Source organism: Amycolatopsis sp. NPDC049253 (assembly GCF_040678995.1).
Classification (GTDB): domain Bacteria; phylum Actinomycetota; class Actinomycetes; order Mycobacteriales; family Pseudonocardiaceae; genus Amycolatopsis.
On record NZ_JBFAQX010000034.1, the window covers coordinates 62,428 to 83,198 of the forward strand.

Consider the following 20,771-nt stretch of genomic DNA (forward strand, 5'->3'; position numbering starts at 1 on the left):
CCGAGCGGTTCACCGTGGCACTCGCGCGTCTGCGAGCATGGAACCCGGCCGCGCTGCTCGACGTCGGAGGCACCGGGCCCGAGGAAAGGACAGCGGTGCGAAGAAGATCCTGGTTTCTGGCAGCCGTCACACTCACGGCGGCGCTGATGCTGACGGCGTGTACGCAGACCACCACCGGCCGAGCGCAGCCCAGCGCGGCGGGTGAGGTCGGCCGGCCGCCGGGCACCGGCTCCCCCGTCCCTTCCCCGCACTCGTCCTCCTCCTCCACCGACGGCGTCACGGCGACCATCGCCACCATGACCGTCACCCTCCCCGCCGGCACGCAGTACGCCGTCGAGTCACGCGACCCCGGCTACGAGGGCTGCCTGCAGTCGGCCGCCTTCGCGTGCGCCGGCAAGATCCTGGACCTGCGCCAGGCCGCCGCCGAGGGCATGATCAACCTCCCCAGCCCGACCCGCGCGTTCGGCTGGTACCCCGGCACGGACGTCCCCACGTGCATCGGCCCCTCCGCCGACCCCGGCGTCGCCTCCGAAGCCACCGGCGGCGCGGTCCTGGAACACGGCTTCGCCCCGGTCGGCCCGAAGAAGGCCGAGTACGCGCGCTTCCAGGAAACCTGCAAGGACCCGGCGCAGAACAACCAGGTCCGCATGTGGTGGCTGCCCACCAGCAAACTCCTCATCGTCGAACACGCCAGCACCCCGGCCCAGGACGCGGCTTTCGACGGGATGGTGGCTTCGGCGAAGTTCAGCTGACGCCTACGCCGCGGCCTGAGCAGCGAGGTGGGCGAGATGGTGTGAAGTGGCGACGGCGACGGCCTTGGTCTTCGTACCGGGGCCCTCGCCCCGGCCTTCGGCTGTTTCCCGGATTTCCCGGTCGCCCCAGGAGAATTCCGGACCGGCGAAGCTCCCGGACTCGACCACGTTCCGGCACACGGCTCGGAACGTGCGCGCGGTGCGACTCTCCGGATGAGCTTCGCCGGTTTCGGCGGGGATGCGCTCCCGCGAGTACAGCCAATGGTCCAGGCAGGTGTACTTCACGGCGAGATGCTTGCTGGGATAACCCTTGCTCGCGCCGGGGTGGACCACGCCGTAGTCGCCGAAACGCAGGCCCTCGACGCCGGCTCCGACGAGAGCGCGCCACACCTGTTCTTCGATTCGGGGCGCCTCCCAGACCTCGGTCTGCGCAAGAGAGCCGGGAATCGACCCGCACACCACGCTCGTGGAGCGGAAGCGGCCGGAACCGCCGGCTGCGCGCACGATGCCGCCGACCCGATCCACCAGCCCGGACGGCAGCTCCGGGACGTAGCCGAGATCGACGATCAAGTCGAGTTCACCCGCGTCGACCGACAGCACCTCGAGAAGGCGCTCCATCGCGTCACGGCTCGGCACCTCCCCGCCGACTCGAAGCGCACCTCCCGCGCCGAGCTCGTCACACAGCCTTCCGAGCACGGCGACTCGACGTTCGTCCGCGTCGGCGCGCACGACCGGGATGAAGGGAATCGGTTCCTGGTCTTCGAGCAGGTCGCGGGGATACGCGAGCCGATCGGCCAGTTCCCCGGGCGCACCGGCCGGCCCACCTCCGAAGCCGGCGTTGCCGGCCACCTCGGAAGCGTCGATCATCACCAGGCGGCCGAGGCCGCGAAGCTTGCGGACGGCCGCCTCGACCCTGTCGAGCTGGTTCGCCGGTGACGTATCCGACTCTTCGAACTGAAGCAGGGGCTGCACGTGGCTCAGGTGGTCGGCCTGGTCGACAGCCTCGAGCGCCGCCAGCTCGCCCTTCTTGACCCGAAGGGCGACCAGGGCGGAGAACTCACCCGGCTGGACCACACCCCGCTCCTGTCACCGTGAGTGTTCGACCCACTACCCCATCGACAGTAGGTCAGCGATCCGCACGGCCACATCCACCACAAGCCTGAACCGACACCGGCTACCGCGCCGCCAGCGTCGTGTCCAGGAACGCCTGCGTCGCGGCCGTGATCGGCCCCGACCGGTGCACCAGCCACTGCGGCAGCCGCTCGGCCGGGGAGAAGCGCACGACCTCCGCGCCGGCGCGGCGGGCCAGGTCGGTCCAGCCGTCGGGCATCAGGCCGGCGCCGATGCCGCGCAGGACCATCGGGAGGACGACGCTGCGGTCGCCCACCTCGGCGGCGATGGAGACGTCCGGGACGGTCGCGGCGATGCGGTCGAACAGCGCGCGCACGGCCGTGGCGGGTTTGGTGACGACGAAACGCATGCCCCGCAGGTCGGACCACTCGACCGGGTCCGGGACGCCCGAGCCCGGGGGCGCGACCAGCAGGAACTCCTCGTCGCGCAGGTGGTGGGCCACCAGCCCCGGGCCCGCCGGACGTTCGGCGCTGCCGCAGACGCCGGCCTCGCAGCGGCCCTGCAGGACCATCGCCACGACCTCCGCCGCCGACAGCGCCGAGGAGGTGCTCACCAGCACGCCCGGGTGGCGTTCGCGAAGGTCGGCGATGATGCTGATCACCGGTTCCAGCGCGGACGACGAGGTGGCGGCCACGTCGACGCGCCCGGCGAGACCGTCGCCGACGGCCCGGGCGGCGGCGCGCAGCGCGTCGAGGTCGCGCAGCACCAGGCGGGCGCGGTCGGCCATGAACTCGCCCGCGCTGGAGAGCACGGCGTTGCGGCCGACGCGGTGGAACAGCGCCACGCCCAGCTCGTGCTCCAGCTTGGAGATCGCGCGCGACAGCGACGGCTGGGCCACCCGCAGCGCCCGCGCGGCGTGGGTGAAGCCGCCGTGCTCGACGATCGCGACGAAGTACTCGAGCTGCCGACGTTCCATAGCGCCAGGCTATCGGAACGGTGTCATACATGTCTTTGACGTACGCCGACGTACGCGCGACGATGCAGGGATGTTCCAGACCCGTCCCACGTTGCAGGGCACCTTCGGAATGGTGTCGTCCACCCACTGGCTCGCCTCGGCCGCCGCGATGGCCGTGCTCGAAGACGACGGCAACGCCTACGACGCAGCCGTCGCGGCCGCGTTCGTGCTCCACGTCGTCGAACCGCACCTCAACGGCCCCGGCGGCGAGGTGCCGATGATCGTCGCCCCGGCGGACGGCACGCCGAAGGTCCTCTGTGGACAGGGAGGCGCGCCGGCCGGCGCCACGATCGAGCACTACACCTCGCTCGGCCTCGACCTCGTGCCCGGCACCGGCCCGCTGGCCGCCGCGGTGCCCGGCGCCGTCGACGCGTGGCTGCTGCTCCTGCATGACCACGGCACCAAGCCGCTGCGCGAGGTCCTCAAGTACGCGATCTCCTACGCCGAGAACGGTCACCCCGCCGTGGACCGCGTCGGCGCCACCGTGGAGACCGTGCGCGAGCTGTTCGAATCCGAGTGGACCACCTCCGCCGAGCTCTACCTGCCCGGCGGCCGCTCGCCGAAACCCGGCGCGCTCTTCAAGAACCCCGCCCTCGCGAACACCTGGCGCCGCCTCATCGCCGAGGCCGAAGCCGCCGGCGCGAGCCGCGAGACGCAGATCGAGGCCGCCCGCAAGGTCTGGCGCGAGGGCTTCATCGCCGAAGCGATCGCCGAGTTCGCCGCGAAGCCCACCATGGACACCTCCGGCGAACGCCACGCCGGCACCCTGACCGGCGACGACCTCGCCGCCTTCCGCGCGACCTACGAGGACCCGGTCACGTTCACCTGGAACGGCTGGACCATCGCGAAAGCCGGCCTGTGGAGCCAGGGCCCGACGCTGCTGCAGCAGCTCGCGCTCCTGCCGGACGCGGACGGACTGGACTACGCCACGCCGGACTACTACCACACCCTCATCGAGGGCACGAAGCTCGCGATGGCCGACCGCGAAGCCTGGTACGGCGACAGCGCCGACGTCGACATCACCACACTGCTTTCCCCCGCCTACAACGAAACCCGCCGCAAGCTGATCGGCGAACGCGCTTCGCACGAGCTGCGCCCCGGCAGCCCCGACGGCCGGGAACCACGCCTGAGCAAGCACGCCCGGTACGTGGCGAGCGGCGGTGCCGTGGCCACGGCCGCCGGCGCGGGTGAGCCGACCGTCGCCAAGGACGGCGCGACGCGCGGCGACACCTGCCACCTCGACGTGGTCGATCGGTGGGGCAACATGATCGCCGCGACGCCGAGCGGTGGCTGGCTGCAGTCGAACCCGGTCATCCCGCAGCTCGGGTTCCCGCTCGGCACCCGCCTGCAGATGGCGTGGCTCGACCCCGGCCTGCCCAACTCGCTGGCCCCGGGCAAACGCCCGCGCACCACGCTCACGCCGTCGCTGGCCTCGCGTGACGGAGTGCCCGTGATGGCCTTCGGCACGCCCGGCGGCGACCAGCAGGACCAGTGGAACGCGCATTTCTTCCTCGCCGTCGCGCTGCGCGAAAAAGTGCGCAGCGGCCTCGACCTGCAGGGCGCGATCGACGCACCCAACTGGCACACCGACAGTTTCCCCGGCTCGTTCTACCCGCGCGCGATGGTGGCCGGCAGCGTCACCGTGGAATCGCGGATCGGCGACGACGTCATCGCCGAGCTGGAGCGCCGGGGCCACCTCGTGACCGTCGGAGAACCCTGGTCCGAAGGGAGGTTGTGCGCCGTCGCCCGCGACCCGGAGACCGGCGTTCTCTCGGCCGCGGCCAACCCCCGAGGAATGCAGGGATACGCCGCCGGGCGATAATCACCGCACTTCCCGCCGAAAAGCGGGCCCGATTCCCGGGCCCGCTTTTCGGCATGCCAATTTTCGGCGAATAACGATTTAACACGCATTAACCATCCAGAAATGGAGTCGGGGAAAAACCGACGTACGTTGTTCGCCATGTCTCCTCGGTCCCTGCTCCCCCTCCTGGCCGGGCTGGCGGTGCTGACACTCACGGCGTGCGTACCCGTGCAACACGCGAGCGCCCGCGGCGAGCACCACGACGACTTCGGCACCCCGGTCGGCAACCGATCGGTCCAGCACGGCGGCGACCTCGTGATGGGCCTGTCCAACGAGCCCGACAAGCTCGACCCCACCACGTCCAGCTCGCTCTACACGCGCTACGTGATGACCACGATCTGCGAAAAGCTCTACGACATCGACGACACCAGCACCGTCGTGCCGCAGCTGGCCACCGCGTTGCCGGTGGTCTCCCCCGACGGCCTCACCGTCACGATCCCCGTGCGCACCGGCATCGTCTTCGCCGACGGCACCCCGTTCGACGCGCCGGCCGTCGCGACCAGCCTGCGCCGGCACTTCGAGCTCAAAACCTCCCAGCGCAAAAGCGAAATGGGCCCGATCAGCCGTATCGACGCGCCCGACAAGAGCCACGTCGTGCTGCACTACAAGAAGCCCTTCGCCCCGATCACCGCGGCGCTGGCCGACCGCGCGGGCATGATCATGTCGCCCGCCGCGATCGCGAAAGAGGGCGACGACTTCGGCGACCACCCCGTGTGCGTCGGGCCGTTCAAGTTCGTGAAACGCGTGCCGCAGACCGAAATCGACGTCGAACGCGACCCGCTGTACTACGACGCCAAGGACGTCCACCTGGACACGATCACCTACCGGATCATGACCGACGCCAACATCCGCGCCGCGAACCTGCGGTCCGGCGACATCCAGGTGGCCGACACGATCTCGCCCCAGGACGTGGACGCGCTCGCCCAGGACCCCGACCTCAGGGTGCTCCAGTCCCCTTCGCTGGGCTACCAGAGCGTCACCTTCAACACCGGGAACGTCGACGGCGTCGGCAAACCCACGAAGCACATCGACGATCCCGTCGCCAACGATCCCCGCATCCGCCTCGCGTTCTCCCTGGCCCTGGACCGGCAGACGCTCGTCGACACCGTGTTCAACAACTGGTTCGACCCGGCCTGCTCCCCCATCGCTCCGAAAACGCCGTACTCCAGCGCGGCCAGCGACGCCTGCCCGCCGTTCGACCCGGCCAAGTCGCGGCAGCTGCTGAAAGAGGCCGGGGTGCCCGTGCCGTTCCCGATCTCGTTGCAGGTGACCAACACCCAGGACCAGCTGAGGTACGCCCAGGCCCTGCAGGCCAGCGTCGCCGAGGGCGGCTTCGCCGTGCAGATCGTGCCGGTCGAGTACTCCACCCTGCTGGACGTGCAGAAGCGCGGCACGTTCGAAGCGCTGATGCTCGGCTGGTCCGGCCGCATCGACCCCGACGCCAACACCGCACGCTTCCTCTCCACCGGGTCGGGCGGCAACTACGGCGGCTTCAACTCGTCCGCCTTGGACAACTTGCTGTCGAGTGCCGCGCGCAGCATCGACACAAAACAGCGCGCCTCGCTCTACGGGCAGGCCGTGCAGCTCATCCAGCAGCAGAACCCGATCGTCTACACCTACCGGGTCCGCAACCTCACCGTGCATTCCACCCGCGTCACCGGCATCCAGGTGTACGCCGACGGGGTGGTCCGGCTCGGCAAGGCCGCGTTCGTCGGCAGTCAGGAGGGCTGAGCCGTGGGACGTTATCTCCTCCACCGCCTGTGGCAGTCCGCCCTGACGCTGGTGCTCGCGTCGATCGTGGTGTTCATCGGCGTGCGCGCGCTGCCCGGTGACCCCGCGACGGCGATGGCCGGCGAGGAAGCCGACCCCGCCGCCATCGCGGCCGTGCGCGCGCAGCTCGGGCTCGACGACCCGTTGCCCGTGCAGTACGTCAAGTTCGTCGGCCACGCGCTCACCGGCGACTTCGGCAAGTCCGTGCGCACGGGCACCCCGGTGCGCGAGATGATCGGCGCGACCCTCCCGGTGACGGTGCAGCTCGCCGTGTTCGCGATGCTCGTCGCGGTCCTCATCGGCGTGCTCGCCGGGGTCGTCGCGGCGGTGTTCCGCGGCCGCTGGCCCGAGTGGGGCGCGAACGGCTTCTCGCTGTTCGCGCTGTCGGTGCCGACGTTCTGGCTCGGCATCCTCGCCGTGCTCTACCTGTCCGTGCAGCTGCGGTGGTTCCCCGCGTCCGGCTATGTCTCGCCGTTCGACCAGCCGTTGCGCGGGATCTACTACCTCACGCTGCCCGCGGTGATCCTCGGCCTCACCCACGCCGCCGTGGTGCAGCGGCAGACCCGGTCGTCGATGGTCGAGACGCTCACCGCCGACTTCGTGCGCACCGCGCGGGCGAAGGGACTCGGGCGCGCCGCCGTCGTCTTCCGCTACGGCCTGCGCAACAGCCTCATCGTGGTCACCACCATCGTCGGGCTCCAGCTGGGCGGGCTCATCGCGGGTGCCGTGGTCACCGAGCGCATCTTCAGCCTGCCGGGCATCGGCAAGCTGACACTGGACTCGGTGTTCACCCGCGACTACCCGGTGATCCAGGCCGTGGTCCTCGTGATCACGGCGGCCTACATCGTGATCAACCTGCTCGTCGACTTCCTCTACACGGTCATCGACCCACGCCTGCGAGTCTCCGGGAGGACCCGATGACGATCGCCGCCGAAACCCCCGCCCCGCCGGCCCGCGTCCGCGGCCGCGTGACGCGGCGGCTCCTGCACAACCCGCTGGGCGTGATCGGCGGCGTGCTGCTGCTGATCGTCGTGATCGCCGGGGTGTTCGCGCCGCTGCTGGCACCCTATGCGCCGACGGAAGTGCACTTCGAGACGCCGTTCCAGCAACCGGGCACGGTCGGGTTCGCCCTCGGCACCGACGACCTCGGCCGCGACATCCTCTCCCGCGTCTTCTACGGCACGCGCGCGTCGCTGGAGGTCGGGGCGCTGTCGGTGCTGTTCGCCGTGGTCGTGGGCGTGCCGCTCGGGCTGCTGTCGGGATACTGGCGCTGGCTCGACGCGCTCATCTCCCGGCTCGCGGACCTCATGCTGGCGTTCCCGTTCCTGATCCTCGCGGTCGGGCTGGCCGCCATCAACGGCGGTGGCCTCACCAACGCGGCCATCGCGCTCGGCATCGCCCAGATCCCGACGATGACCCGCGTCGTGCGCGCGGACACGTTGCGGCTCAAGGAAACCGACTTCGTGCTCGCCGCGAACACGATGCACGCCGGGCCGTGGCGGATCCTCGGCCAGCACGTGCTGCCCAACGCGGCGTCGGCGATCATCGTGCAGGCCACGGTGATCATGCCGGTCGCGGTGATCGGCGAGGCGGTGCTGTCGTTCCTCGGCCTCGGCATCCAGCCGCCCGCGCCGAGCCTCGGGATCATGCTGTCGGACGCGCAGCAGTACCTGTTCCGCACGCCCTGGCCGGGCATCTTCCCCGGGATCGCGCTCGCGCTGATCTGCCTGGGGTTCAACCTGTTCGGCGACGCCCTGCGCGACGCGCTGGACCCGAAGAGCACGCGGTGAAAGGGACCACGATGACCGAACCGCTCCTGGAAGTCAGCGAGCTCGAGGTGTCCTTCGGCCGCACCCCGGCCGTGCGGAGCGTGAGCCTGCGGGTGGCGCCCGGCGAGCGCGTCGCTGTCGTCGGCCAGTCCGGCTCCGGCAAGTCCACCACCGCCCACGCGGTCATCGGCCTGCTGCCCGGCGCGGGGCGCGTCACGGGCGGCGCGATCCGGTGGCGCGGCGAAGACCTCACACACGCCGGGGAGAAACGGCTGCGGCGCCTGCGTGGACGCGAGGTCGGCCTGGTGCCGCAGGACCCGATGTCCAACCTCAACCCCGTGGCGCGCGTCGGCCGGCAGGTCGCCGAAACCCTATTGGCGCACCGGATGTGTGCCCGCCGCGAGGCCTGGGCCCGGGCGGTCGAGCTGCTCGGCGAGGCCGGGATCCCCGAACCCGCGCGGCGGGCACGGCAGTACCCGCACGAGTTCTCCGGCGGGATGCGCCAGCGCGTGCTCATCGCGATCGGCCTGGCCTGCCGGCCGGATCTGCTCATCGCCGACGAGCCGACCTCCGCGCTCGACGTGACCGTGCAGCGGCAGATCCTCGACCACCTGGAGAAGCTCACCCACGAGCTGGGCACGGCGTTGCTGCTGGTCACGCACGACCTGGGGCTGGCGGCGGACCGGGCCGACCGCGTCGTGGTGATGTCCGAGGGCGAGATCGTGGAGACCGGGCCGGCGCGCCGGGTGCTGACCGAACCGAGGGAGGGCTACACGCGGCGGCTGGTGGCGGCGGCCCCGTCGTTGACCGGGCCGATGCACGAGGCCGCGCCGGCCTCCGACGTGGTGCTCGAGGTGTCGCACGTGGCGAAGGAATACCGCATCCGGGGCGGCGGCGGCGCATTGCGAGCCGTGGACGACGTGTCGTTCACGGTCGGGCACGGACGGACCACCGCGATCGTCGGCGAGTCCGGTTCGGGCAAGACCACGACCGCCCACATGGTGCTCGGCCTCGTGCCCGCGACGTCCGGCACGATCCGCCTCGACGGCGCCGAGGTCGTCGGCCTGCGTGGCGCCCGGTTGCGGGCCGCCCGGCGCGCGATGCAGCCGGTGTTCCAGGACCCGTACGCCTCGCTCGATCCGATGTGGACGGTCGAGCGCCTGATCACCGAACCGCTGCGCACCTTCGGCGTCGGCGACCGCGCCTCGCGGCGCAGGCAGGTGGCGGAGCTGCTCGACCAGGTGGCACTGCCCGCCGCGCTGGCCCAGCGTTATCCCAACGAGCTGTCCGGCGGCCAGCGCCAGCGCGTCGCCATCGCCCGGGCGCTGGCGGTGCGTCCCCGGCTGGTCGTGTGCGACGAGCCGGTGTCGGCGCTGGACGTGCTGGTGCAGGACCAGATCCTCGGCCTGCTGCGGACCCTGCAGGAGGAGCTCGGGCTCAGCTACCTGTTCATCTCCCACGACCTCGCCGTGGTCCGGTCCCTGGCCCACGACGTGCTCGTGATGCAGGCGGGCCGCGTCGTCGAGCACGGGCCGGTCGGCGAGGTCCTGTCCTCGCCGGCCGATCCGTACACCCGGCAGCTGCTCGACGCCGTGCCCGGGGCGGGCACCTTCACGCGGTGACCAGTGAGGGTCCTCCGGCGCCGGTCGGCCGGAGGACCCTCGGTTCGGCCGCGGTGTTCGATCAGCCGCAGTGTTCGAGGGGGCTGTCGTACTTGTCCGCGCCGATCGCGCCACCCCACTGCACGCACTTGCCCGCCGCGGCCGCCGACACCGGGCCGGCGTAGTAGGAGAACGCGCCCGAGTCCGTCTTGCGCGTCGCGCCCTCCACCTGCAGGTAGGCCGACGTCTGCGACGGCGTGCCCGCGCCGGTCTTCTTCATGGTGCTCACGCAGTTCTGGCCGGTGGCCGCGTTGTAGGACAGGTATGCGGTGCCCGCGGTGCCCAGCGGCGCCGAGTCGATCACGCCGTAGCCGCTACCGCAGGCCGGGGCGCCGAGCTGCGCCTCGGTGACCGTGGACCAGCGGATGCTCGCGTCGGCCTGGAACTCGGGACCGGCCTCGTACAGCAGGCCGACCGAAGTCGCGCTGAGCGAGATCATGTCGGTGTAGGACGCGTCCTGACCCCACACCAGCAGGCTGTTCGCGTCGCTGGTCCACGTGCCGCCCTCGTCGAACGACGAGCGCACGCGCAGCTCCTTGCGCCGGTCGCAAGTGGACGGTCCGGCGAACAGCAGCCGGTCGTACGCGCCGCCGGTGGTCGTGGCGCTCATCTCCAGCACCGAACCCTGCACCCGCGGAGTGGTCAGTTCCGGCTCCACCACGAACTTCTGCGAGAACGTCGCCCCGCCGTCGGAGCTGATCGCGAAGGCGCGGTTGTGGATGGCGCACGCGTCGGCGGGCGTCGAGTGGTGGTCGTTGCGCGCGGCCGCGTAGACGCGCCCGTCGGCGAGCTCGGTGACGCTGATCTCCTGCGGGTTCAGCGTGTCCGGGTCGCTCGCCTGGTCCGTCGCACCCAGGTGCCAGGTGACGCCCTGGTCGTCGCTGTAGATGAGCGCGCCGACGCCTCCGCTCGAGGTGGTCGCTTGGTAGCTCATGCCGACCACCAGCCGGCCGGCGTGCGCGCCGTGCTGCAGCACGATGCCGTGGCCGGGGCCGGTGGCGAGCCAGCCGGGCGCGGTGGTGAAGCCGAGCTGCGCGGTGAGCGATTTCGGGGCCGTCCAGGTCGCGCCGTTGTCGTCGCTGTAGCTCACGCGCGGCACCCGCCCGCACGCCGCCGACTTCACGCACTGCATCTCGGTCAGCAGCACGATCCGCCCGGCCGGCAGCACGATGGGCACCGCGTTGTCCTTGGTGTCGCCGAATCCCTGGACCGCGATGGTCGAGGCGCTCCAGGTCTTGCCGTTGTCCTTCGACCGCTTGAGCACCACGTCCACATCACCGATGTCCGCGCAATCGGCGCCCGTGTGCCGCCCCTCGGCGAACGCGAGCAGGTCCCCGTTGTGCGCCTTCACCACCGCGGGAATGCGGAAGCAGTCGTACCCTCCGGTGCCGGCCTGGAAAACCACCGTGCTCGCGACGTCGGCCGACGCGGGCGCGGCGGGCAGCGCCCCCAGCCCCGCCACCGCGGCGGCCGCCGCCAGCACCCCGGTCGCGAAACGTCTCAATCCCATGATCCCGGCTCCGTCCTGACTCCTGTGAAGTGCGGCCAGGATCGCGCCGGACCGTACAAGGGCCGTACAACGGCGGTTATTCCCGGCGCACCGGAAGGCCGGAACTTCCGGAATCACCGGTGTGGGGGCGTTCGCCCCGATAGGATCCCCCGCTGTGACCGCGCCGCCGCAATCTGTCGCCGCTGCCCTGCCGGAACCGGCGAAGAATGCCGAACCGGTCCGCGACGAGCTCGTCGAGGAACTGCGCGAGCTGATCAAGCCCACGGCCGAGGCCGTGCTCGGCGTCTTCGCCGAATCCCCGGACGAGGCCGTGGCCCAGCGGGTGCGGGACGAGGGCGTGCGGACGGAGGTCTTGCAGCGGGTCACCGCCGACTCGGACAGGCTGCTCAGCAAGACCAACGAGCAGATCTCCGCGCTGCGCCAAGCCCGCCACGCGCTCGAAACGCACGAGAATCCGCCCCACCACGCGGCCGGGCAGCCCGACCCTCGCGACAAGGTGGCGCACGCGCTGCTGGGTTCCGCCTTGTGGCTCGGGGTCCTGGTGCCGGTCGTCGTCTGGCAGCTGCTGCAGACCCCGCTGAGCCCGGCCGCGCACTTCTGGGTGTCGGCCGCCGTGGTGGTCGCGGGACTCGCCTTGCTCCGGCCGGTGTTCCTCGCCGTCGCCCGAGCGGGTCGGCGGCTCAACGGCCTGCCCGCGCTCGGCGGGGCGGGCTGGCCGTTCCTGACCGGCTTCGCCACGACCTACCTGGTGCTGATCCTGCGGCTGTGGCCGTCCTCCCGCGAGACCATGGGGCCGTTCTGGGCGGTGGTCGTCTGGGTCGCCGTCGGCCTCGTCACCGCGTTCCTGGTGTTCATGGTGGTGGCGGTCGCATTCGTGAAGCTCAAGGACGAGCCACCCGGCCGGCGTGTCCCGGGCCAGGCTCTCCGCAGGGAACTGCTCGTCACGGTCGCGGCGACCACGATCCTCAGCCCGGTGCTCACCGGAGCGGGTGGGAACTGGACCACGTGGCTGGTCGCCGACGTGCTGTGTTCACTGATCGCGGTCTTCGGCGGTCCGCTCCTGCTCGGCTCCGTGCCCGCGCGCCTCTCGCGAGATCCCGCCCGGTTCGGCAGCCCCGCGTGGACCCGGCGCCGCGACCAGCTGGAGCTGGCCCGCGACACAGCGAGCAAAGAGTGGACGAAAGCCGCCGTGGCGCAGGTCGAGCAGAGCGTGCGGCTGCACCTCGCCGCGGTGCTCGACCCGCCGTTCAGCACGGAGCTGCCCGAGCTCGACCGCGGTGCGCTCGGTCAGATGCGCCCCGGTGAGCAGGTCTTCCTGGACACCGACGCGGCCCGGCGGATGCGATCGTTGCTCTCGGGCATCCGCGGCGGTGCGGTCGGGATGGCTGGCCCGCGCGGCGTCGGCAAGTCGACGCTGCTGGAGGCCTACCAGGCGGGCCGGTTCCTCGACCCGAACCGCGTGCACATCGCGTTGCTGGAGAGCGTCCCGGTGCGCTACGACGCACGTGAGTTCGTGCTGCACCTCTACGCACGGATGTGCGAGGCGGTGATCACGTTCTGCGAGTCCGAGGGCGCCGAGGCCGCGGACCGGCCGAGCCGGTGGTCGGCGGTGTGGCCCGTGCTGCGCCGGGCGTGGCCGTTCGCCGCGGTGGTCGTCGCGTGGGTCGGCGTCGGGGTCCTCGGGTCGCTGACGTTGCGCAGTCCGCAAGCCGACCTGCGGACCTGGCTCACGGCCAACTGGTGGACGCTCGTGACGCTGCTGGGCGTGGCCGGGGTCGCGACACTCGCGCGGCGCCGCCGCCGTGTCTCGCCACCCGAGCCGGCGGAGGTCCACGAGCAGCCCGGCCTCGAACCCGGTGACGTACGAGGGCTGAAGGCTGTGGCGGAACGCAACCTCGGCCGGATCCGCTACCAGCAGAAGCACACGTCGGGCTGGTCGGGCAAAGTCGGTCTGCCGGTCGGCGCCGAAGCCGGCGTGAGCGGCTCTCGGGAGACCACCCGGCAGCCGCTGACGTACCCGCAAATCGTGCACGAGTTCAGCGCCTTCCTCGCACTGACGGTCGACTGCGTGCGCGGGTTGGCTCAGATGTCCACGCCGTCCGTGGTCGTCATCCTCGACGAGCTGGACAAGATCGTCTCGGCGGATTCGGCCCAGGATTTCGTCAACGAGATCAAGGCGGTGCTGACCTTCGACGTGCCCGGCTTCCTGCTGCTGGTCTCGGTGTCGGAGGACGCGCTCGCGTCGTTCGAACGGCGCGGGCTGCCGGTGCGCGACGCGTTCGACAGTACGTTCGACAGCATCTTCCGGCTGGAGTACCTGCGACTCGGCGACGCCCGGCAGCTGCTGAACCGGCGCGTACTGGGGCTGCCGGAACCGTTCGTATGCCTGGCGCACTGCCTCTCCGGCGGGCTGCCGCGCGAGCTAATCCGCGTGACGCGGGAGGTGCTCGCCTCGGCCGGGCAGCTGGCCGACGTGGCGCACCGGCTCGTCGGGGAAGAGCTGCGGGACAAGCGGGCGGCCCTGCGCACGGTCGTCGGGCGCGACACCTTCGACGACGTCGCCGTGAGCGAGCTGGTCCGCCACGTCGACGCCCATGCAGTGGCGGACGGCGCTTCGCTCTTGACCGCCGCGGCCCAGCCGCCCATCACCGCCGCGAAGAGCGCTGAAACCGTTGCCCTGCAGCGGCTTCAGCTCGAAACGCTCGGGCACCTGTACTACCTCGGCACCGTTCTGGAGGTCTTCGGCCCGGCGTTCGGCCCGGCGGATCTGGAACGCGGGCGCGGCGAGGGAGACGCGTCGTTCGACACCCTCACGTCGGTCCGGCAGCTCTTCCCGGTCAACGCCCGGCTCGCTTGGCTCACCATCAGCGCGTTCCGCCGGGCGTGGGACCTGCCGGTCGTCGACCCACCGGACGCCACTCAGGGCGCCTAGGCCGTCAGCTCTTGGCGTGGTGGCGCTGGTAGTGCCGCTGAACCCGCGCCCGGTTCCCGCACCCGGCCGAGCACCACTCGCGCCGGGAGTGGTCTTTCACGAAGAACAGCAGGCAGTTCGGCGCCAGGCAGGCCCGCAGCTTCTGCCGCTGGTCACCGCCGAGCAGCTCGATGCCTTGGTGCGCCAGGAAAGCCACGGCGCGTTCAGCCGGGGTGCCGCCCGAACGCAGCATGCGCGCGGGCTCGCCGTCCTCGGGCCAGACGAGCTCGGCGCGGGTCCGGGCCAGGTCGTTGAGCGTGGCCAGCGCCTCGGCGCGGGCCACCTCGACCGCGACCGGGCGGGGGTCGTCCGTGGCCTCGGCGGCGAGCGCGCGCAGGGCGTCGCGCAGCCGGCGCAGCCGGTCGGCGACGGGCGCCGAGTCGCCGTCGAGCACCACGCCGGCCTCGGTGTCGAGGCGAGTCGCGACGGCGGCCAGCCAGCCGGCGACCTCGGCCTCGTCCGTCAGTGCGTCGGTCACGCCTTCCCGGCCGGCGTTCACGGTGTTCATCAGCTCCACCGGGAGTGGTTCGCCGAGCAGGGCAGCCGTCGTCATGGCTTCCACTGTAGCACCTTCTAATGGAAAGCTGCGTCACAACCATTTGACAGTGCCGATCTCCCCATGCCACCTTGGCCTAACGGTTACAAAAGCCCCAATCATTAGGAGGTCCCGAGATGTCGGCGCTGCCCCAGATCGAGCTCGAACACGCCACCGGCCAGGCCGCGGTCCTGCTCGCCGAGACGAAGAAGAACATGGGCGCGATCCCGAACATGGCGAAGACCATGGCGAGCAGCCCCGCACTGCTGAAGGGGTTCCTCGGCCTGTCCGGCGCGCTCGCCGGCGGCGTGCTGCCCGCCGCGGTCCGCGAACGCCTCGCGCTCGCCACCGCCGAGTACAACCAGTGCACCTACTGCCTGTCGGCGCACACGATGGTGGGCAAGAAGGTCGCCAAGCTCGACGCGGACGAGATCGAGCGCGCCCGCCACGCCGACTCGGCCGACGAGCACGTCGCCGCGCTGCTCACCCTGTCCGACGCCATCGCCCGCGGGCGCGGCACCATCGACGAGACCGTGCTGAAGACCGCCCGCGACGCCGGCGTCACCAACGCCGAGATCGGCGAGGTCATCGGCAACCTGGCGCTCAACATCCTCACGAACTACTTCAACATCGTCGCCGACACCGACAACGAGTTCCCCGTCGTGCAGCCCCACCAGCACGCGTGAGTTCGTGAGCGGGGTTCGAGCCGCACGAGGCTCGAACCCCGCTCGGCGCACAGACCTCAGTCCGCCGGACCGCCACCGGGGAACCCGCCCTGCGACAGCACGGTGATCACCTCCGCGGCAATGTCCCCGCGGTTCGCGAAGCGGTGCCGCCGGCCGGTACGCAGACAGACGCTGTCCCCGGCCGCGAGGTCCACTTCGGACTCCCCGCCGTCGAGCGTGAGCTGCACCGCGCCGCGCACGACGTGGACCCATTCCTCGCCGTCGTGCACGGAGTCCTCGCCCATGACCGCGCCCGGCTCCAGCAGAGCGATGCCCGACAGCAGCGTGCGACGCGTGTCGGGAGAAGCCAGGTAGACGCTCATGCCGTCGGCCGGGCTGTACACGCGCCGCCGCTCGGCAGCGCGCACCACGATCCCCTCGTCCGGATCGCGCGCCGGCATCAGCTCGGCCAGATCCACGCCGTAGAGCGTGAGCAGCCGGTGCAGACGGCCGAACGTGATGTCGTTCGTGCCGTTCTCCACCAGGGACAGGAACGACTTCGAAATCCCAGTCGCGAGGGCCACTTGCTGCAGCGAGAGTCCCCGCCGCTTGCGGCACGCGCGCAAGTACGGACCGATCTCGGGGACCGCCTCGTCGAGAGACCCGGATGACATGGTCCGGGACCGTACCCGATCGTCCAGTTTTCTGGAAGTCGTGTCCGGTGTTGTGAACTTCCCCCGCCACCGCGGTGACGCATCCGTTATCGGACAGGCGGTTGACCCGCGCGAACGCGGCTCGTACTGTACGCCGCAAGTTCAGTGTTCAGTTTACTGGATTCACGTTCTGTTTACTGGATAGCGCGGCGGGTTCCGCCCCGTGGTCCGGGAAGGGCAACGATGCGCATCGGAATCGACGTCGGCGGCACCAACACCGACGCAGTCGCGCTGGACGGCGAGCGGGTCGTCGCGTGGACCAAAACGGCCACGACGGCCGACGTGCTCTCCGGCGTGGCCGCGGCGCTCGGCGCGGTGGCCACACAGGTCGGCACGGCCGCGGTCGAGGCCGTGGTGATCGGCACGACGCAGTTCGTCAACGCCGTGGTGGAGGCGCGCCGCCTCGCCCCGGTGGTCGTGATCCGGCTGGCCACGCCGCCCCAGACGCTCGGACCGTTCACCGACTGGCCGCAGTCCCTGGCCGGCGCCGTGCGAGCGCAGGCCCACGTGGTCGGCGGTGGGCACCAGTTCACCGGCGAATCGCTGCAGGCACTCGACGCGGACGCCGTCCGGGAGATCGCCCGGAACGCTCCCGAGGGCTGCGAGTTCGTGGTCAGCGGCACCTTCTCCCCGGTCAACCCGGACGCCGAGCTCGAGGCCCGCGACCTGATCGGCGAAGCGCAGCCCGGAGCGTCCGTCACGCTGTCGCACCAGATCGGCCGGGTCGGCATGCTGGAGCGGGAAAACGCCGCGATCCTCAACGCCTCGTTGCGCCCGCTGGCCGATCGGGTGATCACCGGCTTCGCCGGCGCGCTGGCCGACGTCGGCCTCGACGTGCCGCTGTTCCTCTCCCAGAACGACGGCACCGTGATGAACCTGGCCCTGGCGCGGGCGTTCCCCATCCTCACCATCGCCTCCGGGCCGACGAACTCCATGCGCGGCGCGGCTTTCGAGTCGGCCGAGACGGACTGCGTCGTCGCCGATGTCGGCGGCACCACCACCGACATCGGCCTCGTGCAGGGCGGGTTCCCGCGCGAGTCGGCCATCGCGATCGACCTGGCCGGGGTGCGCACCAACTTCCGGATCCCCGACGTCGTCTCGCTCGGCATCGGCGGCGGCAGCCTGGTCGCCGAACACGACGGCGAGGTGATCGTCGGCCCCGAGAGCGTCGGCCACCGGCTCACCGAACGCGCGCTCGTCTTCGGCGGCGACACGCTCACCCTCACCGACGTCGCCGTGGCCGCGGGGCTCGCCGAGGTCGGCGACCCGGCCCTCGTCGCCCACCTGGAAGCCGCGTTCACCGGCCGGGTGCTGGCGCACGTCCACGAGCGGATCGCCGAAGCCGTGGAACGCGCGAAGCTCAGCGCCGCGGCCGTCCCCGTGATCGCCGTGGGCGGCGGGGCGTTCCTGGTCGGCGACGAGATGCCCGGCGTGTCGGCGGTGCTGCGCCCCGGCCACGCGCCCGTGGCGAACGCCGTCGGTGCGGCGACCGCGAACGTCGGCGCGGAGATCGACCGGATCTACTCCCTCACCGAGCGCAGCCGCGACGACGTCCTCGACGAGGCCCGCCGGACAGCGCGCGCCCGCGCGGTCGAGGCCGGCGCCGTCGCCGGCACGGTGCGGATCGTCGACGAGGAAGACCTCCCGCTCGCCTACCTGCAGCACACCACGAGGGTCCGGGTCCGGGCCGTCGGCGACCTCGGCACCATCGCGACACCCCGTGAGGAGCAGATCCATGCAGCTCGATGAACCGGTGCTCGACGACCTGGTCACCGGCGCCACGATCCTCGCCGCCGGTGGCGGCGGCGATCCCTACCTGGGCAAGCTGATGGCCCGGCTCTCGATCCGGGAGCACGGCCCGGTGCCGCTGCTCGACGTGGCCGAGATCCCCGACGACGCACGCGTCGTGTTCGTCGCCGGCATGGGCGCGCCCAGCGTCGTGGTGGAGAAGCTGCCCCGGGCGAGCGAGATCGTGGCCGCGCTCGACACGCTGGAACAGCACCTGGGCTACCGCTTCACGCACGTCGCTCCCGCCGAAGCGGGCGGGCTCAACGCGGTGATCCCCGTGACGGCCGCGGCGCTGCGCGGGATCCCGATGCTCGACGCCGACGGCATGGGCCGCGCCTTCCCGACGCTCGATCTCGTCACCCCGGCCCTGTACGGCGCGTCGACCACACCCATGTCCCTGGTGGACGAACACGGCAACCGGCTGGTCATCACCGCGGAGTCCAACGACTGGGCCGACCGCATCGCCCGCTCCGCGATGATCACCTCCGGCTGCGTGATGATGTCTGCGCTGTACCCGATGTCGGGCGCGCAGGCCAAGCAGTGGCTGGTGCGCGGCGCGCTCAGCCTGGCCACGAGGCTGGGCAAGGTCGTGCGGACCGCCCGGGCCGGGCACACCTCGCCGGTGGACGCCGTCGTGGCCGAACGCGGGGGCGCGCGGCTGTTCGACGGCAAGGTCGTCGGGGTGGAGCGGGCGACCGAGGGCGGCTGGACGGTCGGCGAGGCCGTGCTGCAGGGCCTGGACGCGTTCGCCGGGCAGCAGTTCCGGCTGGGCTTCCGCAACGAGTACCTGGTGGGCCGGCGCGACGGCCGGATCGTCGCGACCACCCCCGACCTGCTGATGGCGCTGGAACGCGAGACCGGCGCGCCCATTCCGGCCGAAGAGCTGCGGTACGGCTACCGCGTGGCCGTGATCGGGCTGCCGTGCGACGAGCGGTGGCGTACCGAGGCGGGCCTGCGCGCGTCCGGCCCGCGGCGATTCGGGTACGACGTGGACTTCACGCCGGTCGAGGCGTCGAACAACGACACCGTGACCGACGAGGTGGCGCGATGAGCCGCACGGTGCTGCGCGGCGGCCGGGTACTCGACGGCACCGGCGCCGCGCCCGCCGGCGGCGACGTGGTGGTCGAGGAGGGCCGCATCGCCGAAGTCGGGATCGGCCTGGACGGCGACGAGGAAGTCGACGTGACCGGCCGGACGATCCTGCCCGGCTTCATCGACTGCCACGTCCACGTCGTGTTCTCCGGTGTCGATCCGTTCCGGATGCAGCACGAGCCGTTCTCCTACCAGTTCTACGCCGCCGCGCGGAACCTCGCGGCCACTGTGGACACCGGGGTCACCACGGTCCGCGACGCGGGCGGCGCCGACGCCGGGATCAAGAAAGCGCTCTCCGACGGGCTCATTGAGGGGCCGCGGCTGCGCACGGCCGTCACCGTGCTCGGCCAGACCGGCGGTCACACCGACGGCTGGAGCGCGAGCGGCGAGACCGTGCGCCTGCTCGTGCCGCACCCCGGCAGGCCGGACATGATCGTGGACGGCCCCGACGAAATGCGCCGCCGGGTCAGGGAGCTCGTGCGCGCCGGTGCCGACGTGATCAAGATCTGCACGTCCGGCGGAGTGCTCTCCCCCAGCGACGACCCGCGGCACGGGCATTTCTCCCCCGAGGAGATCGACGTCTGCGTCGCCGAGGCGGCCGCCGCCGGGCTGGGCGTGATGGCCCACGCGCAGGGCGCGGCCGGGATCAAGAACGCCGTGCGCGCCGGGGTCCTCTCGATCGAGCACGGCGTCCACCTCGACGACGAGGCGATCTCGCTCATGTTGGAACGGGGAACCTGGCTCGTGCCGACGCTCATCGCGGGGCGGGCGCTCCTGCGAGCCGTCGACGCGGGCACCACGCGGCTGCCGGAGGCCGTTCTCGACAAGGCCCGCGCCGTGACGGCCGAGCACCTGGAGTCGATCCGCCGCGCGGTCGACGCCGGTGTGCCGATCGCCCTCGGCACCGACAGCGGCGTGTTCCCCCACGGCTCGAACCTCGGCGAGCTGGAGCTGCTCGGCGAGGCCGGACTGTCCCCCGTGGACGCCATCAGCGCCGGAACCTCCCGCGCCGCAAGGCTGCTCGGCCTCGGCGACGCCCTCGGCACCGTCGAGCCCGGCAAGGCCGCCGACCTCGTGGTCGTCGACGGCGACCCGCTCGACCTCTCCGGTTACGGCAACCGCGTCGCGCAAGTCTGGCAGGGCGGGCACCTCGTCCGCTCCCGTTGATCCCCCAACCCCCGAGGAGAACTCCCATGGCAAAGGCGCCTGACGAAGTGGTGAACCTGGTCAAGGACTGGCTGGCCGCCGGCCACCGGCGTGACGTCGAGTTCATCACCGAGCACTCCCACACCGAGGACGCGAACTCCGTCCACACCGTCGCCTCCGGACCCGACGGCGCGCTCACCCTGGCGCAGTTCCTCGACCACCTGCGCCAGTACCAGCCCCGCGAGGTCCTGGTCTCGGACCCGCAGGGGTTCGTGCACGGTGACGTCGCGTGGATCTTCGACTCGCCCCAGGTCGACCTGCTCGACGAGGGCGTCATCGACGCTCGTTTCACCGCGGTGCTGCGCCGCGTCGACGGCAGCTGGAAGGTCGTGCACGCGCACCTGTCCGAGGGCGTGCCGCACCAGCCCTGAACGCCATCCATCCCAGGGGGA

General features: G+C 71.5%; 17 protein-coding genes. 12 read left to right on the forward strand and 5 right to left on the reverse strand.

What is annotated here, in order from left to right; translation table 11 throughout:
• The first annotated feature begins 14 nt into the window (after positions 1 to 14).
• Positions 15 to 752: a hypothetical protein gene (locus tag AB0K15_RS41485; RefSeq protein ID WP_364064262.1), complete on the forward strand. Its 738-nt coding sequence runs from the start codon at positions 15 to 17 to the stop codon at positions 750 to 752.
• 3 nt (positions 753 to 755) lie between these two features.
• Here the strand turns inward: AB0K15_RS41485 and AB0K15_RS41490 are convergent, their stop codons facing one another.
• Positions 756 to 1,826, reverse strand: coding sequence for a hypothetical protein (locus AB0K15_RS41490; RefSeq protein WP_364064265.1), 1,071 nt, complete (start codon positions 1,824 to 1,826; stop codon positions 756 to 758).
• A 100-nt stretch (positions 1,827 to 1,926) separates the two neighbouring features.
• Positions 1,927 to 2,799 (reverse strand): LysR family transcriptional regulator, encoded by an 873-nt coding sequence (locus AB0K15_RS41495; RefSeq protein ID WP_364064270.1) that lies wholly within the window; start codon positions 2,797 to 2,799, stop codon positions 1,927 to 1,929.
• A 70-nt stretch (positions 2,800 to 2,869) separates the two neighbouring features.
• Between AB0K15_RS41495 and AB0K15_RS41500 the strand changes: the two genes are divergently transcribed.
• From AB0K15_RS41500 to AB0K15_RS41520, 5 genes are all read left to right on the forward strand, one after another.
• Positions 2,870 to 4,660: a gamma-glutamyltransferase gene (locus AB0K15_RS41500; RefSeq protein ID WP_364064273.1), complete on the forward strand. Its 1,791-nt coding sequence runs from the start codon at positions 2,870 to 2,872 to the stop codon at positions 4,658 to 4,660.
• A gap of 138 nt (positions 4,661 to 4,798) precedes the next feature.
• Entirely contained in the window at positions 4,799 to 6,430 is a 1,632-nt protein-coding gene (locus AB0K15_RS41505; RefSeq protein ID WP_364064276.1) for an ABC transporter substrate-binding protein, read from the forward strand.
• 3 nt (positions 6,431 to 6,433) lie between these two features.
• Positions 6,434 to 7,390 (forward strand): ABC transporter permease, encoded by a 957-nt coding sequence (locus AB0K15_RS41510; RefSeq protein WP_364064279.1) that lies wholly within the window; start codon positions 6,434 to 6,436, stop codon positions 7,388 to 7,390.
• Positions 7,387 to 8,259 (forward strand): ABC transporter permease, encoded by an 873-nt coding sequence (locus tag AB0K15_RS41515; protein WP_364064282.1) that lies wholly within the window; start codon positions 7,387 to 7,389, stop codon positions 8,257 to 8,259. The genes AB0K15_RS41510 and AB0K15_RS41515 overlap by 4 nt, the downstream gene beginning before the upstream one ends.
• An 11-nt stretch (positions 8,260 to 8,270) precedes the next feature.
• Positions 8,271 to 9,860 (forward strand): ABC transporter ATP-binding protein, encoded by a 1,590-nt coding sequence (locus AB0K15_RS41520; protein WP_364064285.1) that lies wholly within the window; start codon positions 8,271 to 8,273, stop codon positions 9,858 to 9,860.
• A 61-nt stretch (positions 9,861 to 9,921) separates the two neighbouring features.
• On the opposite strand, the gene AB0K15_RS41525 is transcribed toward AB0K15_RS41520, so the two are convergent.
• Positions 9,922 to 11,409, reverse strand: a complete 1,488-nt coding sequence (locus AB0K15_RS41525; protein WP_364064288.1) for a sialidase family protein — start codon at positions 11,407 to 11,409, stop codon at positions 9,922 to 9,924.
• Positions 11,410 to 11,563: 154 nt separating this feature from the next.
• On the opposite strand from AB0K15_RS41525, the gene AB0K15_RS41530 reads away from it, so the two are divergent.
• Positions 11,564 to 14,341, forward strand: coding sequence for a transcriptional regulator (locus AB0K15_RS41530; protein ID WP_364064291.1), 2,778 nt, complete (start codon positions 11,564 to 11,566; stop codon positions 14,339 to 14,341).
• Positions 14,342 to 14,345: 4 nt separating this feature from the next.
• On the opposite strand, the gene AB0K15_RS41535 is transcribed toward AB0K15_RS41530, so the two are convergent.
• Positions 14,346 to 14,933 carry an ABATE domain-containing protein gene (locus tag AB0K15_RS41535; RefSeq protein ID WP_364064294.1) on the reverse strand — a complete coding sequence of 196 codons (588 nt, stop codon included), beginning with the start codon at positions 14,931 to 14,933 and terminating at the stop codon, positions 14,346 to 14,348.
• Between the two features lie 119 nt (positions 14,934 to 15,052).
• Between AB0K15_RS41535 and AB0K15_RS41540 the strand changes: the two genes are divergently transcribed.
• Complete coding sequence (locus AB0K15_RS41540; RefSeq protein WP_364064297.1) at positions 15,053 to 15,601, forward strand: carboxymuconolactone decarboxylase family protein; 549 nt, start codon at positions 15,053 to 15,055, stop codon at positions 15,599 to 15,601.
• A gap of 56 nt (positions 15,602 to 15,657) precedes the next feature.
• On the opposite strand, the gene AB0K15_RS41545 is transcribed toward AB0K15_RS41540, so the two are convergent.
• A complete protein-coding gene (locus tag AB0K15_RS41545) occupies positions 15,658 to 16,254 on the reverse strand; it encodes a cupin domain-containing protein (RefSeq protein WP_364064300.1) in 597 nt (198 codons plus the stop codon).
• A gap of 222 nt (positions 16,255 to 16,476) precedes the next feature.
• Between AB0K15_RS41545 and AB0K15_RS41550 the strand changes: the two genes are divergently transcribed.
• From AB0K15_RS41550 to AB0K15_RS41565, 4 genes are read left to right on the forward strand one after another with little or no spacing between them, the layout of a single operon-like run.
• Positions 16,477 to 18,042: a hydantoinase/oxoprolinase family protein gene (locus AB0K15_RS41550; protein WP_364064303.1), complete on the forward strand. Its 1,566-nt coding sequence runs from the start codon at positions 16,477 to 16,479 to the stop codon at positions 18,040 to 18,042.
• Entirely contained in the window at positions 18,029 to 19,132 is a 1,104-nt protein-coding gene (locus AB0K15_RS41555; RefSeq protein ID WP_364064306.1) for a DUF917 domain-containing protein, read from the forward strand. The genes AB0K15_RS41550 and AB0K15_RS41555 overlap by 14 nt, the downstream gene beginning before the upstream one ends.
• Complete coding sequence (locus AB0K15_RS41560; protein WP_364064309.1) at positions 19,129 to 20,340, forward strand: amidohydrolase family protein; 1,212 nt, start codon at positions 19,129 to 19,131, stop codon at positions 20,338 to 20,340. Before AB0K15_RS41555 ends, AB0K15_RS41560 begins: the two co-directional genes overlap by 4 nt.
• 26 nt (positions 20,341 to 20,366) lie before the next feature.
• The gene (locus AB0K15_RS41565; RefSeq protein WP_364064312.1) at positions 20,367 to 20,750 is read left to right on the forward strand and encodes a nuclear transport factor 2 family protein; all 384 of its coding nucleotides are present in this window, start codon (positions 20,367 to 20,369) and stop codon (positions 20,748 to 20,750) included.
• Positions 20,751 to 20,771: the final 21 nt, after the last annotated feature.